The organism is Streptomyces xiamenensis (genome assembly GCF_000993785.3).
GTDB lineage: Bacteria > Actinomycetota > Actinomycetes > Streptomycetales > Streptomycetaceae > Streptomyces > Streptomyces xiamenensis.
In genome coordinates, this window is sequence record NZ_CP009922.3 from 2,384,278 (window position 1) to 2,397,020 (window position 12,743).

At 72.6% G+C, this 12,743-nt stretch carries 12 protein-coding genes; 4 read left to right on the plus strand and 8 right to left on the minus strand.

Annotation, left to right across the window (positions count from 1 at the left end; genetic code table 11):
* Window positions 1–8: 8 nt before the first annotated feature.
* From SXIM_RS10925 to SXIM_RS10955, 7 genes are all read right to left on the minus strand, one after another.
* Window positions 9–1,910 carry an AMP-dependent synthetase/ligase gene (locus SXIM_RS10925; RefSeq protein ID WP_030736637.1) on the minus strand — a complete coding sequence of 634 codons (1,902 nt, stop codon included), beginning with the start codon at window positions 1,908–1,910 and terminating at the stop codon, window positions 9–11.
* 294 nt (window positions 1,911–2,204) lie between these two features.
* On the minus strand, window positions 2,205–3,587 hold the full coding sequence (locus SXIM_RS10930) for a dicarboxylate/amino acid:cation symporter (RefSeq protein WP_030736641.1): 1,383 nt from the start codon (window positions 3,585–3,587) through the stop codon (window positions 2,205–2,207).
* A 355-nt stretch (window positions 3,588–3,942) separates the two neighbouring features.
* Window positions 3,943–4,254, minus strand: coding sequence for a DUF4229 domain-containing protein (locus tag SXIM_RS10935; RefSeq protein ID WP_030736643.1), 312 nt, complete (start codon window positions 4,252–4,254; stop codon window positions 3,943–3,945).
* Between the two features lie 75 nt (window positions 4,255–4,329).
* A complete protein-coding gene (locus tag SXIM_RS10940; protein WP_234306954.1) occupies window positions 4,330–4,848 on the minus strand; it encodes a GNAT family N-acetyltransferase in 519 nt (172 codons plus the stop codon).
* Between the two features lie 16 nt (window positions 4,849–4,864).
* Entirely contained in the window at window positions 4,865–6,031 is a 1,167-nt protein-coding gene (mqnE, locus tag SXIM_RS10945; RefSeq protein WP_030736649.1) for an aminofutalosine synthase MqnE, read from the minus strand.
* 83 nt (window positions 6,032–6,114) lie between these two features.
* The gene (locus SXIM_RS10950) at window positions 6,115–6,576 is read right to left on the minus strand and encodes an Lrp/AsnC family transcriptional regulator (RefSeq protein WP_030736651.1); all 462 of its coding nucleotides are present in this window, start codon (window positions 6,574–6,576) and stop codon (window positions 6,115–6,117) included.
* A gap of 75 nt (window positions 6,577–6,651) precedes the next feature.
* Window positions 6,652–7,344 carry a UbiX family flavin prenyltransferase gene (locus SXIM_RS10955; RefSeq protein WP_030736657.1) on the minus strand — a complete coding sequence of 231 codons (693 nt, stop codon included), beginning with the start codon at window positions 7,342–7,344 and terminating at the stop codon, window positions 6,652–6,654.
* A gap of 213 nt (window positions 7,345–7,557) precedes the next feature.
* Between SXIM_RS10955 and SXIM_RS10960 the strand changes: the two genes are divergently transcribed.
* From SXIM_RS10960 to SXIM_RS10975, 4 genes are all read left to right on the plus strand, one after another.
* Entirely contained in the window at window positions 7,558–8,706 is a 1,149-nt protein-coding gene (locus SXIM_RS10960) for a hypothetical protein (RefSeq protein WP_030736659.1), read from the plus strand.
* Window positions 8,707–8,817: 111 nt separating this feature from the next.
* Window positions 8,818–9,492: a rhomboid family intramembrane serine protease gene (locus SXIM_RS10965; protein ID WP_030736663.1), complete on the plus strand. Its 675-nt coding sequence runs from the start codon at window positions 8,818–8,820 to the stop codon at window positions 9,490–9,492.
* A 13-nt stretch (window positions 9,493–9,505) separates the two neighbouring features.
* The gene (locus tag SXIM_RS10970) at window positions 9,506–10,159 is read left to right on the plus strand and encodes an O-methyltransferase (protein WP_046723779.1); all 654 of its coding nucleotides are present in this window, start codon (window positions 9,506–9,508) and stop codon (window positions 10,157–10,159) included.
* A gap of 34 nt (window positions 10,160–10,193) precedes the next feature.
* Window positions 10,194–11,105, plus strand: coding sequence for an Fpg/Nei family DNA glycosylase (locus SXIM_RS10975; protein WP_030736669.1), 912 nt, complete (start codon window positions 10,194–10,196; stop codon window positions 11,103–11,105).
* On the opposite strand, the gene SXIM_RS10980 is transcribed toward SXIM_RS10975, so the two are convergent.
* On the minus strand, window positions 11,088–12,689 hold the full coding sequence (locus tag SXIM_RS10980; protein ID WP_148236098.1) for a protein kinase domain-containing protein: 1,602 nt from the start codon (window positions 12,687–12,689) through the stop codon (window positions 11,088–11,090). The two genes, SXIM_RS10975 and SXIM_RS10980, sit on opposite strands and share 18 nt — an antisense overlap.
* Window positions 12,690–12,743: the final 54 nt, after the last annotated feature.

Genomic DNA, 12,743 nt, shown 5'->3' on the forward strand with positions numbered 1-12,743 from the left:
CGCGCCGTTCACCGCTGCCGCCGCTCGTACAGGGCCTCGATCTCGCGGGGGTGGTCGCGCAGCACCGCCGCCCGGCGCAGGGTGCCGGCCGGGGTCAGGTAGCCGGACGCGACCGTGAAGGGGCGGGGCAGCAGCCGGAATCGCTGGATGCGTCCGGCGTCCTCCACCACCCGCTGGATGTGGCGCAGCAGTTCGGGGTCCTCGGCCATCCGCTCGGCCGCCGCGGGGCGGCGCCCGGCGGCCCGCAGCCACTGGGTGAGCCCTTCGGGGTCCAGGGTGAGCAGCGCGGTGAGGTACGGGCGCCGGTCGCCGACCACCACGCAGTGGCCGATCAGCGGGTCGGCGCGCACCGCCCGTTCCAGCGGTCCGGGGACGAAGCGCCCGCCGTCCGCCGTGGTGATGAGGTCCTGCTTGCGTCCGTCGACGGTCAGATAGCCGTCGTCGTCCAACGTGCCGAGGTCGCCGGTGGGCAGCCAGCCGCCGTTGCCGGTGACGGGGCGGATGCTGCGGGTGCGGGAGTCCCAGTAGCCGCTGCATATCTGGCCGCCGCGCAGCAGGATCTCGCCGTCGTCGGCGATGCGCACCGCCGTACCGGGCAGCGGCCAGCCCACGGTGCCCAGGCGCGGGGCGTGCGGTGGGGCGAGGACGGCGGTGGCGGCCGTCTCGGTGAGGCCGTACGCCTCGTGGACGGGGATGCCGGCGCCCTCGTAGAAGGTCGCCAGGGAGTCGCTGAGCGGGGCGCCGCCGCTGATCACGAAGCGGACCTCGCCGCCCAGGGCCTCCCGCACCCGCCGGTAGACGGTGGGCTCGTACAGCGAGCGTCCGGCGCGCAGGCTCAGCCCCGGGCCGTCGCCCGTGCCGTGCTGTTCGGCCCGCACGGCGGCGCCGATCCGGCGGGCGAGCGCGGCGCCGCGGTCGAAGGCGGCGCCGCGGCCCGCCTCTTCGGCGGCGGTGCGGGTGGCGTGGTGGACGCGTTCCAGCAACTGCGGGGTGGCGACCAGGAAGCTGGGCCGGAAGCCGGCCAGGTCGGGCAGGGCGTCGCCGGGGGCGTGCCCGAGCCGGATGCGGGCGCGGACGCAGCCCAGGGCGACGGTGCGGCCCAGCGCGTGGGCGAGCGGCAGGGTGAGCAGGGTGGCGGCCGGCCGGTCGGTCAGCGAGCGGTGGATGGGGTACAGCAGCTCGATCGCGTTGTCGATCCTGGTGAACAGGTGGGCGTGGGTGAGGACGCAGCCCTGCGGGAGGGCGGCGGTGCCCGAGGTGTGGGTGAGGGTGGCGATGTGTCCCGGGGTGAGCAGCCGGCGGCGTTCACCGACGGCGGAGTGCGGCAGGGCCCGGCCTGCGGCGGAGATCTGGCCGATGGCGCTGGATTCGCTGCCGTGGATGGCGGTGAGCTGCCACAGGTGTTCCAGGTGCGGGAGTTCGGCGCGGATGGCGGTGAGGGTGCGGGCCTCCTCCACGCCCTCCACGGCGCAGGCCCGGGCTCCGGCGTCCCGCAGGATCCAGCTGACCTGGCGCGCGGTGGCGGTGGGGTGCACGGGCACGGTGATCAGCCCGGCGGCCCAGGCGGCGAAGTCGAGGAGGGTCCACTCGTACCGGGTGCGGGACATGATGGCGAGCCGGTCGCCGGGGGCCAGGCCGTGGGCGATCAGGCCCTTGGCGACGGCGAGCACCTCGCCGGCGAACTCGGCGCAGGTGACGTCGTACCAGGTGCCGTCGCGGTGCTTGCGGCTGAACGCAACGGCGTCGGGGGCCTGCTGGGCGTTGACGAACGGGATGTCCGCGAGGCTGCCCTGTTCGACGGCGGGCACCAGCGCGGGCAGTGAGGCCTCGACGACGGCGCCGTGCGCGCGGCGCAGCCGGGGACGGATGACGGCGGGGGGTGGTGCGTGGGGGTCTTGCGGTGGCGTCATGGGCACTCCCGGCACGGTGCGGCGGTTCTCCGGGATTCTGCCCGCCCGCGTGGCGCCGTGACCGGCTCCTTCACCGGACCGGCACGCCTTTGTCCGGCGGGGCGGCGGTCGTACCGGCACACATCCGCCCAAGGGCGGGGGAAGGTCGGCGCGATCACAGCGTACCCACGGCTCTCTCCTTGCCATGGGCATGGTAGCCCTGCTCGGAGGGCTGCCGGTCCCGGAAGCGGACGACGCCGCCCGCCGCCTCCGGAGCGGAGGGGCGGGCGGCGTCGAAGGCGGCAGGCCGGGGGGCTAGGCGGTGGCCACCGCCGGGCCCGAGGGCTTCGCCGGGCGGGACGCCTCGGAGTCCTCCCGGTCCACCTCGTTGATGTCGAAGCTCTTGGCGTTGTCGTACGCGTCCCGGTCCAGGATGTTCTCGCGGGCCGCGACGATCACCGGCACCGCGGCCTGGCCGGCCACGTTCACGGCGGTGCGGATCATGTCCAGGATCGGGTCGATCGCCAGCAGCAGGCCGACGCCCTCCAGCGGCAGCCCCAGGGTGGACAGCGTCAGCGTGGTCATCACGGTGGCGCCGGTGAGCCCTGCGGTGGCGGCGGAGCCGATCACCGACACGAACGCGATCAGCACGTAGTCCTGGACGCCGAGGCTGATGTCGAAGATCTGCGCCACGAAGATCGCGGCCAGCGCCGGGTAGATCGCGGCGCAGCCGTCCATCTTGGTGGTGGCGCCGAACGGCACGGCGAAGGAGGTGTACTCCTTCGGCACCCCGAGCCGTTCGGTGACGCGCTGGGTGACGGGCAGGGTGCCCACCGAGGAGCGGGAGACGAAGGCCAGCTGGATGGCGGGCCAGGCACCGCGGAAGAACTGGATCGGGTTGAGGCCGGCGGTGAAGCGCAGCAGCAGCGGGTAGACGCCGAACAGCACCAGCAGCGAGCCCACGTACACGTCGATGGTGAAGGTGGCGTAGTCGCCGAGCAGGTCCCAGCCGTAGTTGTTGATGGAGCGGCCGATCAGCCCGAGGGTGCCCAGCGGGGCGAGCCGGATGATCCACCACAGGGCCTTCTGGAGCAGCGCGAGGGCGGTCTCGCCGAAGGTGACCAGCGGGGCGGCCTTCTCACCGAGCTGGAGCGCGGCGATGCCGACGGCGGCGGCCAGGAAGACGATCTGGAGGACCTTCAGCTCGGTGAAGGGCGTGATCACGTCGGTGGGGATGATCCCGGTGAGGAAGTCCAGCCAGGAGCCGGAGTTCTCGGGGGCCTGGCCGTCGGCGGCGGTCAGCGCCGAGCCGGAGCCGGGGTTGGTGAGCAGGCCGATGGCCAGACCGATGGCCACGGCGACCAGGGAGGTGATGAGGAACCACAGCAGGGTGCGGCCGGCCAGCCGGGCGGCGTTGGAGACCTTGCGGAGGTTGGTGATGGAGACGGCGATGGCGAAGAACACCAGCGGGGCGACGGCCAGCCGCAGCAGCTGGACGAACCGGCCGCCTATCTCGTCCAGGGTGCGGGCCAGCCAGTCCACCTCCCAGTTGCGGGCTATCCAGCCGAGCAGCACACCGGCGGCGAGGCCGATGAGGATCTGGGCCCAGAACGGCGGCAGGGACAGCCGGGATCTGGTGGGGGTGGAGGCCGGGCCTGCGGGCTCGGCGGAGTCCGCGGGGGAGGACGGGGAGGACACGGGCACACTCCGGTCAAGGGATGACGTCTCGGGATGGTTCGGGGCAGGGAGATGCCCCGGGGGCACACAGCAGGAAGGATCGTCGCGGGGCGGCCGGAAGGCCAGAGGGCCGGCGACGGAAGAATCAGCTGCGACAGGCCGCGGTGGGGCGGCGGCACAGATCGATGTGCAGGCGCGCGACAAGGAGCACCCCGTGCAAGGGGCGCGGCGCGGCTGCTGTGTTCATGTCCATCACGGTAGCACCAGGACGCCGTGACGCGGCTCACACCGGCGTGCGCCGGTAGCACGGGCGGCGCCCATGACAGCGGAAGGGCTGGGAAGGGTGAACGGCCCGCGCGCGGCGGGCCGGGCGGGCTCAGGCGGAACGGGCGGCGTCATCCGCGTCGTCTTCCATGCCCTGGTTGCTGCGCAGCTTGCTCATCGCACGGTCGACCCGGGGGGCCACCTCCTGCGACATGGCGTCGCGCTGGCCGCGCAGCAGCACGAAGCTGAGCGGGGCCGAGACCACCATCGACAGCAGCAGCAGCCACAGCGGGTTGGCGGCGCCGAAGCTCTCCGGGATGACACCGACGTAGGCGAGGACGGCGACCACCACGAAACAGCCGGCGAAGATCGCCAGCCGCAGACCCGTATAGCGAAGCGTCGCGCTCTTGGTGCTGCTGCTCACGGTGGGGACCCTTTTCCTGCGTTCTCTGCGTTTCTGCGTCGTTGGCCGTTCCAGTCAAGCACACGGCCGGCGGCCCTAGGTCAGCGGCATCCACATGGTGATGTCGTCGCGCAGTTCGCCGCCCCCGACCGCGATCGCGTCCGGGACCCGGCCGACCTCCTTGTAGCCGCAGGAGGCGTAGAAGCGTTCGAGGCCCATGCCGCCGCGGCAGGTCAGCCGTATCGCGCTGATCCCGCCGAAGCCGCGGACCGCCTCCGCCACGGCACCCATCAGCTGCCGCCCGGCCCCGCCGCCCTGGATGTCCGGGCGCACCATCACCGTCTTGAGCCACACCCAGTGGCCCATCAGCGGGTGGCCGGTGTGCGCGATGAACGCGGTCGCCGCGGCGGCGCCCCGCTCGTCGACGCCCAGCAGCAGCCGGGTGCTGCCGGCGGCGACGCCGGCCAGGTGCCGGTCCAGCTCGGGAAGGACGTCGGCCGGGCCGATCCCGGGCGGAAAGCCCACCGCCCCGCCCGCGTTGACCACGCCGGCCCACAGCCCGGCCAGCTCCCCGCGCAGGGCAGGGGTGATCTCCGGATCGAGTACGTACCTCACCGCGGCGATCCGCCCCTCACACCCGCATCGGCTGCGGCGACTCGCGCCGCCCCGCGTCCGGGCCGTCGTACTCGCGCACGATCTCGTACCGGGTGTTGCGCTCCACCGGACGGAACCCGGCGTCGCGGATCAGCTCCAGCAGGTCCTCGCGGGTCAGCTTGTCCGGGGTGCCGAAGTTGTCGGCGTCGTGGGTGATCTTGTACTCCACGACCGAGCCGTCCATGTCGTCCGCGCCGTGCTGGAGGGCCAGCTGGGCGGTCTGCACGCCGTGCATCACCCAGAAGACCTTCACGTGCGGCACGTTGTCGAACAGCAGCCGGGAGACCGCGAACGTGCGCAGCGCCTCCGCGCCGGTGGCCATCGTGGTGCGGGCCTGGAGCCGGTTGCGGATCTTGCCGTCCTTCATGTCCACGAAGTCGTGCTGGTAGCGCAGCGGGATGAAGACCTGGAAACCGCCGGTCTCATCCTGCAGCTCGCGCAGCCGCAGCACGTGGTCCACCCGGTGCCGGCGCTCCTCGATGTGGCCGTACAGCATGGTGGCCGGGGTCTTGAGCCCCTTCTCGTGCGCCAGGCGGTGGATGCGGGACCAGTCCTCCCAGTGCGTGCGGTGGTCCACGATGTGCTGGCGGACCTCCCAGTCGAAGATCTCCGCGCCGCCGCCGGTCAGCGACTCCAGACCGGCGTCGATCAGCTCGTCGAGGATCTCGGACGCGGAGAGGCCGGAGATCGACTCGAAGTGGTGGATCTCGGTCGCCGTGAACGCCTTGAGCGACACCGTGTCCGGCAGCACTTCCTTGAGCGCCCGCAGGGACCGCGGGTAGTAGCGCCACGGCAGCGACGGGTGCAGCCCGTTGACGATGTGCAGCTCGGTGAGCCGGTCGCCCTCCATGGCCTTCGCCAGCCGCACCGCTTCCTCGATGCGCATGGTGTACGCGTCCTTCTCCCCCGGCTTGCGCTGGAAGGAGCAGTACGCGCACGAAGCCGTGCACACATTGGTCATGTTGAGGTGACGGTTGACGTTGAAGTGGACGACGTCGCCGTTCTTCCGGGTACGGACCTCGTGCGCCAGATCACCCAGCCACGCGAGATCGTCCGCCTCGTACAGGGCGATGCCGTCCTCCCGGGACAGCCGTTCCCCCGCACGCACCTTCTCCTCAAGGTCCCGCTTGAGCCCCGCGTCCATCCCTCGCGCCTCCTCGCCTCGACCACGGTGGGCGGTCCGTGGCACGCACGCCCGTACGTACCCACGCACATCACCCATTGACCCTACGCCTGACCCCCGACAGGCAGTTCCCCGACCCGGTTCTCCCACTTCGTGGAGAGCACGATCGTGGTGCGCGTGCGGGAGACCCCCTGGGTCCCCGAGAGCCGCCGGATGGTGCGTTCCAGGCCGTCCACGTCGGGGGCCCGCACCTTGACCATGAACGAGTCGTCGCCGGCGATGAACCAGCAGTCCTCGATCTCCTCCAGCTCCTTCAGCCGCCCCGCGACGTCCTCGTGGTCCACCGCGTCCGACAACTGGATCCCGATCAGCGCCGTCACCCCCAGACCCAGCGAGCGCGCGTCCACCGTCGCCCGGTAGCCCGTGAGGACCCCGGCCGCCTCCAGGCGGTTGATGCGGTCGGTGACACTGGGCCCCGACAGGCCCACCAGGCGCCCCAGCTCCGCGTACGAGGCGCGTCCGTTCTCGCGCAACGCCTGGATGAGCTGCCTGTCCACCGCGTCCATCGTCACAGAGCCTTCCTCATCACCTGGTCCGGTCGATGTGCACAGATGAATCTAAGGCATACGAGCCCGGTGACCTTAACTGTGCCCGTCCAGCCGGGCGGCCGCCCCCAGCTCTCCATTCCAACGGCGGTACAGCGCGTGGGGCACCCCGGCCGCGTCCAGCACCCGCCCGGCGACGAAGTCCACCAGCTGCTGAAGATCGCGCGCCCCCGCGTAGAAGGCGGGCGAGGCCGGGGCCACCACGGCGCCCGCCTCGTCCAGCGCGACCAGATGGCGCAGCGTCGGCCCGGTCAGCGGGGACTCGCGCACCGCCACCACCAGCGGCCTGCGCTCCTTCAGCGTCACCGAGGCGGTCCGCTGCAGCAGGTCCTTGGAGAGCCCGAGCGCCACCCCCGCCACGGCCGCCGTCGAGGCCGGCACGATCAGCATGCCCTTGGCCGGGTACGAGCCGGAGGAGGGCCCCGCGCCCAGGTCGCCGGCCGGCCAGTACCGCACGGCGTCCCCCGTCTCCACCGTGAAGGCGCCCGGCTTGCCGTCGGCGCCCTGCTCCAGCCAGCCGGTCAGGTCCGCCCGCCAGTGCGCGTCGCGGAACGGCGCGCCCGTCTCATCCAGAAGGGTGAGCCGGGCCGCCCGGCTGACCACCAGATCCACCGCCTCCCCCGCGGCGAGCAGCGCCCGCAGCACGGCGGCGGCGTACGGGGTGCCCGAAGCCCCCGACACCCCCACGATCCAGGGGCGTCGCCCACTCGTTCCGGCGCTGCTCGGCATGGGTCCGAGCGTAACGAACCGGCCCGCGGGAGCTAACAGTCCCCTTACCGGACGGTGACGCCTTCGCCACAGAAGAGTGCCTGCGCGCTCCTGCGGTACCCGCCCCATGGAAACTGGAGGCGCACCGAACCGCACGGCCCGCACCACCGTCCCCCCACCCGTACGCCCCAGGAGCCCGACATCGATACCCCGCGACGCACCGTACTGCGCCGGATGGCCGCCCTCGGCGGGGTCGCCGCGCTCGCCATCAGCACCGGCGGCTGCACCCTGATCCAGCAGGCCCAGACCGGGCTGACCGTCAGCGGCGCGGCCGATCAGCTGCTCTCCTGGGAAGGGCTGTCCCTCCAGGCCACGCTCGACGCCACCCCCGATGAGATGTACGACTACCTGCTGCGGATGGCGTCGCGGGACGGCGGCCCCGAGCCGTCGATGGACGAGGCGCGGCTGCTGGCCGACATGGAACTGCTCGCGGTGATCGGCGACCCGGAGCGCGAGATCCGGATGAAGGACCGCGAGAACGCCGACCCGCTGGCCGGCGCCGTCGCCCTGAACTTCGGCGGCCTGGACGCGGTCGGCGTGAAGAACATACTGGGCAGGACGTTCGTGCGGGTCTCGGTGGACACCGTCGTCCGCGACGTCTACCAGGGCGACGAGGCCGCCAACGCCGAGGCCGCGTACTTCCTGCGCGACGCCGGGGCGCTGCCCGACTCGCTGCGGGTGGCGCGCGGGGCGCTGCGCGGCGAGTGGGTGGAGATCGACCCGTACCAGTACGACGGGTACGCGCGCGCCGTCAGCGAGCACACGGTGCTGGGCGAGCGCGAGGCCGAGGTCTTCGCCGCCGCGATGTCGGACGGCGGCAACACGCTGGACCCGGCCGGGCAGTGGCGCTTCGCCGCGGATCTGAGCTCGGCGCTGCGCTCGGGGGCGACCCTGCGGCCCGCCGGGCAGGAGCGGGGCGCGGACGTGGTCGAGGTGCGGCTGCCGGCCGGGCAGGCGCAGCGGGCGCTGTCCCCGCTGCTGACGCTGCTGACCGAGCAGGGCGCGCGGTTCGGGCTGCCGCCGGTCTTCCATCCGCCGGCCGACCCGGACGAGGAGGTCAGCGCGCGGCTGGCGATCCGCAACGGCGTGCTGAGCGAGGTCACCTTCGACCTGGGGCAGTTCGGCGGCGCGGGCGCCGGTGAGCTGCCGCTGCGGATGACGCTGACCGGCGGCTCGGCGATCGGGCTGACCCCGCCGCCGGAGAACAGGGACGTGCTGACCCCGCAGGACCTCACGGTGGCCCTGATGTACCTGGAGACGCAGCGCGAGATCCGTGCCGAGAACCCGGAGCGGGCCAACATCCCCGGCCCCCTCCAGCCCTAGGCTGATCCGACGGGTCTTCGCGGGGCACGGAGCCCCGCACCGGGTAGGGGTGACGGAGTACGAGGCGCCGGATACGAGGCACGAGGCACCCATCAGCAGGGAGGGGACACCATGCCGTACGGAGGAACCCGCGGCCGGCGCGCGCTGGCCGCCGGGGCGCTGATGCTGGCCTGGCTCGGGCTGCTGTGGATCCTGGCCGCCGCGGACGGCGGCGACCCGTACTGTCTGCCGTTCGACTACGACCCGCCGCTGGTGTGCGAGTACGGCATCGAGCCGCGCGACACCGGCGGTCTGCTGGACATCTATCCGGCCGCGTTCCTGCACTTCGGCTTCGATCATCTGGCGGCCAACAGCTGGCCGCTGGTCATCTTCGGCTTCCTGGCCGCGCTGCGCGGCATCGCCCGCTTCCTCGCCGTGTCGTTCGTGATCATCACGGTCTCGGGGCTCGGCGTGTGGCTGACGGCCTCGGGCGGCTCGATCACGGCCGGCGCCTCCGGGGTGGTCTTCGGCCTGTTCGGCTATCTGCTGGCGCGCGGCTTCGTGGAGCGCAACGCGCTGGACATCACGGTCGGCCTGACCGTCTTCCTGCTGTACGGCTCGCTGCTGTGGGGGGTGCTGCCGACCCAGAACGGGGTGTCCTGGCAGGGCCATCTGTTCGGGCTGCTGGGCGGCGTGGCCTCGGCGTTCTGGCTGCGCAGGGGCGACCGCGCGGGCACCCGGCCGCGCCGCCGCACGGTGTGGGACCGGCGGGGGCTGACAGGCCCACCACCGGGGCACCCGGGGTGACTACAGTCACATCATGAGCATCGACATCGTCAATCCCGCACTGAACGACTATCTGCTCGACCACGCCACCCCGGCGGACGACGTGCTGCGCGAGCTGGCGGAGGAGACCCACCGGGTGCTGCCGCGCAATGCCGGTATGCAGGTCAGCCACGACGAGGGCACGTTCCTGACGCTGCTGGTGAAGATGACCGGCACGCTGCACGCCGTGGAGGTGGGCACCTTCACGGGCTACTCCTCGATCTGCATCGCGCGCGGTCTGGCGCCGGGCGGCCGGCTGCTGGCCTGCGACGTCAGCGAGGAGTGGACCGGGACGGCCCGGCGCTACTGGGAGCGGGCCGGGGTCGCGGACCGCATCGACCTGCGGATCGCGCCGGCCGCCGAGACGCTGCGGGCGCTGCCGCGCGAGGAGTACCTGGACTTCGCCTTCATCGACGCGGACAAGACCGGCTACCCCGTGTACTACGAGGAGCTGCTGTCGCGGCTGCGGCCGGGCGGAGTGATCGTGCTGGACAACGTGCTGCGTGGTGGCCGGGTGGTGGATCCGGCGGCGCGGGACGAGGCGGATGTGGTGATCCGGGGGCTGAACGACGCGATCGCGGCCGATGAGCGGGTGGAGAGCGTGCTGCTGCCGCTGCGCGACGGCGTGACGGTGGTCCGCAAGCGCTGACCCGCACGACAAGCCGGACATATATGCTGAACATATGCCGGAACTTCCCGAGGTCGAGGCACTGCGCGACTTCCTCACCGGCCACCTCGTGGGACGCGAGGTGGCCACCGCGCTGCCGGTGGCCTTCCACGTACTGAAGACGTACGACCCGCCGCTGACCGCCGTGGCCGGGCGCACGGTGACGGGCGTGGCCCGGCACGGCAAGTTCCTGGACCTGACGCTCGGCGGCGGGCAGGACCCCCCGCTGCATCTGATCACCCACCTGGCGCGGGCCGGCTGGCTGCGCTGGCAGGAGAAGCTGCCGGCCGCGCCGCCGCGCCCCGGCAAGGGCCCGCTGGCGCTGCGCGTCACCCTCGCCGAGCTTCCCCCGGACTCCTCCTCCAGGGAGAGGCCCGCGGGTGAGGGCTTCGACCTGACCGAGGCCGGCACCCAGAAGCGGCTGGCGGTGTACGTGGTCCGCGACCCGGCCGAGGTCCCCGGCATCGCCCGGCTCGGCCCGGATCCGCTCGCGGACGCGTTCACCGCCGAGGCCCTGGCGGCGATCCTCGACGGGGAGCGCCGGCAGCTCAAGGGCGTGCTGCGCGACCAGTCGACCATCGCCGGGATCGGCAATGCCTACTCGGACGAGATCCTGCATGTCGCGCGCATGTCACCCTTCAAGCCCGCAGGCAACCTGACCCCATCCGAGACCGCCGCCCTCCACGAGGCGATCCGCACCACCCTGGGTGACGCCATCGCCCGCTCCCGGGGCGTCGCCGCCGGAAAGCTCAAGGCGGAGAAGAAGAGCGGACTGCGCGTCCACGGCCGCACCGGCGAACCCTGCCCGGTGTGCGGGGACACCATCCGCGAGGTGTCCTACCGGGACTCCTCGCTCCAGTACTGCCCCACCTGCCAGACCGGCGGCAAACCGCTGGCCGACCGGCGCACCTCACGCTTCCTGAAGTGACTCCGCGTCCTCGTCCGCCTCGTCCGCTTCCCCGTCCCCGTCGGCGTCGCCGCGGACATTGACGCCGTGCGTCTCGGCGATCTCACCGAGCCCGCCCGCGTACCCCCGGCTGATGGCGTGGAACCCCCAGCCGTCCTCTCCCAGAGTCAGCTCGCCCAGCGTCAGACCCGTGCAGTGCACCGGGCCGACCGGGAAGCCGTAGCACAGCAGCTCGGTGTCACCGGCCGGGTCCAGCAGCCGGATGTGCAGCGCCCGCGCGTGCGACAGGTCGTGCCCGCGCGCCTCGGCGTCGTGGACGGACAGAGCGAACCGTACGGTCACCGCCCGCTCGTCCAGCTCCGGCAGCCGCACGGTGATGCGCGCCTCCCGGGTGCCCTCCTCCTCGCCCTCGCCCGGCTCCTCGGCGGCCAGCTGAACGCTCTCGTCGCCCGGGTCGAGGTTGTTGTAGAAGATGAAGTGCCCGTCCGAGAGCACCTGGCCGTCCTCGTCGAGGATCAGCGCGGAGGCATCGACCTCGGGGGCGTCCTCCGGCTCCATGTCCTCCGGGTCCTGCCAGTCGAGCCCGATGATGAACGTCTCGGCGCCCGGCAGCACATCGTCGAGCAGCAGCCGCTGCCCGGTCGCCAGCGGCAGCCGGCCTCCGCCGGGGCGCGGGCAGCTCGACAGCAGCACGGCCCGGGGGTCCACCCGGGTCGGCTGGTAGGCGAGCGCCTCCTCCACCGGCTCGGCCGGCAGGTCGACGGCCAGGATCGCCAGCTCGCGCAGCCGCTCGGCGACCTCCGAGGCGCTGTCCGGCCGGTCGTCCGGGTCCTTGGCCAGCAGCGTCATGATCAGCTCGTCCCACTCCGCCGGCAGCTCGGGGCGCAGCTCGCTGGGCGGCGGCGGATCGCTCTCCATCTGCTGCCGCAGCAGCTGGTACAGCGAGGCGCCGTGGAACGGGGGCCGGCCGGTGGCCAGCGCGTACAGCACACAGCCGAAGGCGTACAGGTCGCTGCGCGCGTCCACCGTGCCGCCCTCGACCTGCTCGGGCGACATGTAGGCCGGGGTACCGATGACCACGCCGGTGGAGGTGAGCCGGGCGTGATCGGTGGACTCGGCGAGCACGGCGGCGATCCCGAAGTCGAGGACCCGGGCCAGACCGTCCGACTCGACCATCACGTTGCCGGGCTTCAGATCGCGGTGCACCACCCCCGCGTCGTGGGCCACCGCCAGCGCGCGGCAGATCTTCTCCCCCCACCGGGCGACCTCGCCCAGCGGCGGGATCTCCTCCGCCAGCACCTGGTCCAGCGACCGCCCCGGCAGCCGCTCCATCACCAGGTACAGCACGGTGCTGCCGTCGAACTCGGCCTCACCGACATCGTGCACGGTGACGATGTACGGACTGGACAGCCCCGCAAGCAGCTTGGCCTCACGGGCGAAGCGCTGCCCGGCCTGCGGATCGCGGCCGACCGCCGAGGTGTTCACCACCTTGATGGCGACCTGCCGCTCCAGCCGCATATCGAGCGCTTCCCACACGGTGCCCATGCCGCCCGCTCCCAGCAGCGGCCCGATCTGGTACCGGTCATCGAGAACCCGGCCCTGCATCTTCTGCACCCCCTGGCACAACGAACTGTTCGCCGCCCCGGGTACGTTAGCCGT

What these genes read in the sequence shown, in the direction of transcription:
- SXIM_RS10925 (WP_030736637.1), bottom strand. Translation starts at nt 1,910, where the DNA reads ATGACGCCACCGCAAGACCCCCACGCACCACCCCCCGCCGTCATCCGT.
- mqnE (WP_030736649.1), bottom strand. Translation starts at nt 6,031, where the DNA reads ATGGACGCGGGGCTCAAGCGGGACCTTGAGGAGAAGGTGCGTGCGGGG.
- SXIM_RS10950 (WP_030736651.1), bottom strand. Translation starts at nt 6,576, where the DNA reads ATGGACGCGGTGGACAGGCAGCTCATCCAGGCGTTGCGCGAGAACGGA.
- SXIM_RS10955 (WP_030736657.1), bottom strand. Translation starts at nt 7,344, where the DNA reads ATGCCGAGCAGCGCCGGAACGAGTGGGCGACGCCCCTGGATCGTGGGG.
- SXIM_RS10960 (WP_030736659.1), top strand. Translation starts at nt 7,558, where the DNA reads ATGGCCGCCCTCGGCGGGGTCGCCGCGCTCGCCATCAGCACCGGCGGC.
- SXIM_RS10965 (WP_030736663.1), top strand. Translation starts at nt 8,818, where the DNA reads ATGCCGTACGGAGGAACCCGCGGCCGGCGCGCGCTGGCCGCCGGGGCG.
- SXIM_RS10970 (WP_046723779.1), top strand. Translation starts at nt 9,506, where the DNA reads ATGAGCATCGACATCGTCAATCCCGCACTGAACGACTATCTGCTCGAC.
- SXIM_RS10975 (WP_030736669.1), top strand. Translation starts at nt 10,194, where the DNA reads ATGCCGGAACTTCCCGAGGTCGAGGCACTGCGCGACTTCCTCACCGGC.
- SXIM_RS10980 (WP_148236098.1), bottom strand. Translation starts at nt 12,689, where the DNA reads ATGCAGGGCCGGGTTCTCGATGACCGGTACCAGATCGGGCCGCTGCTG.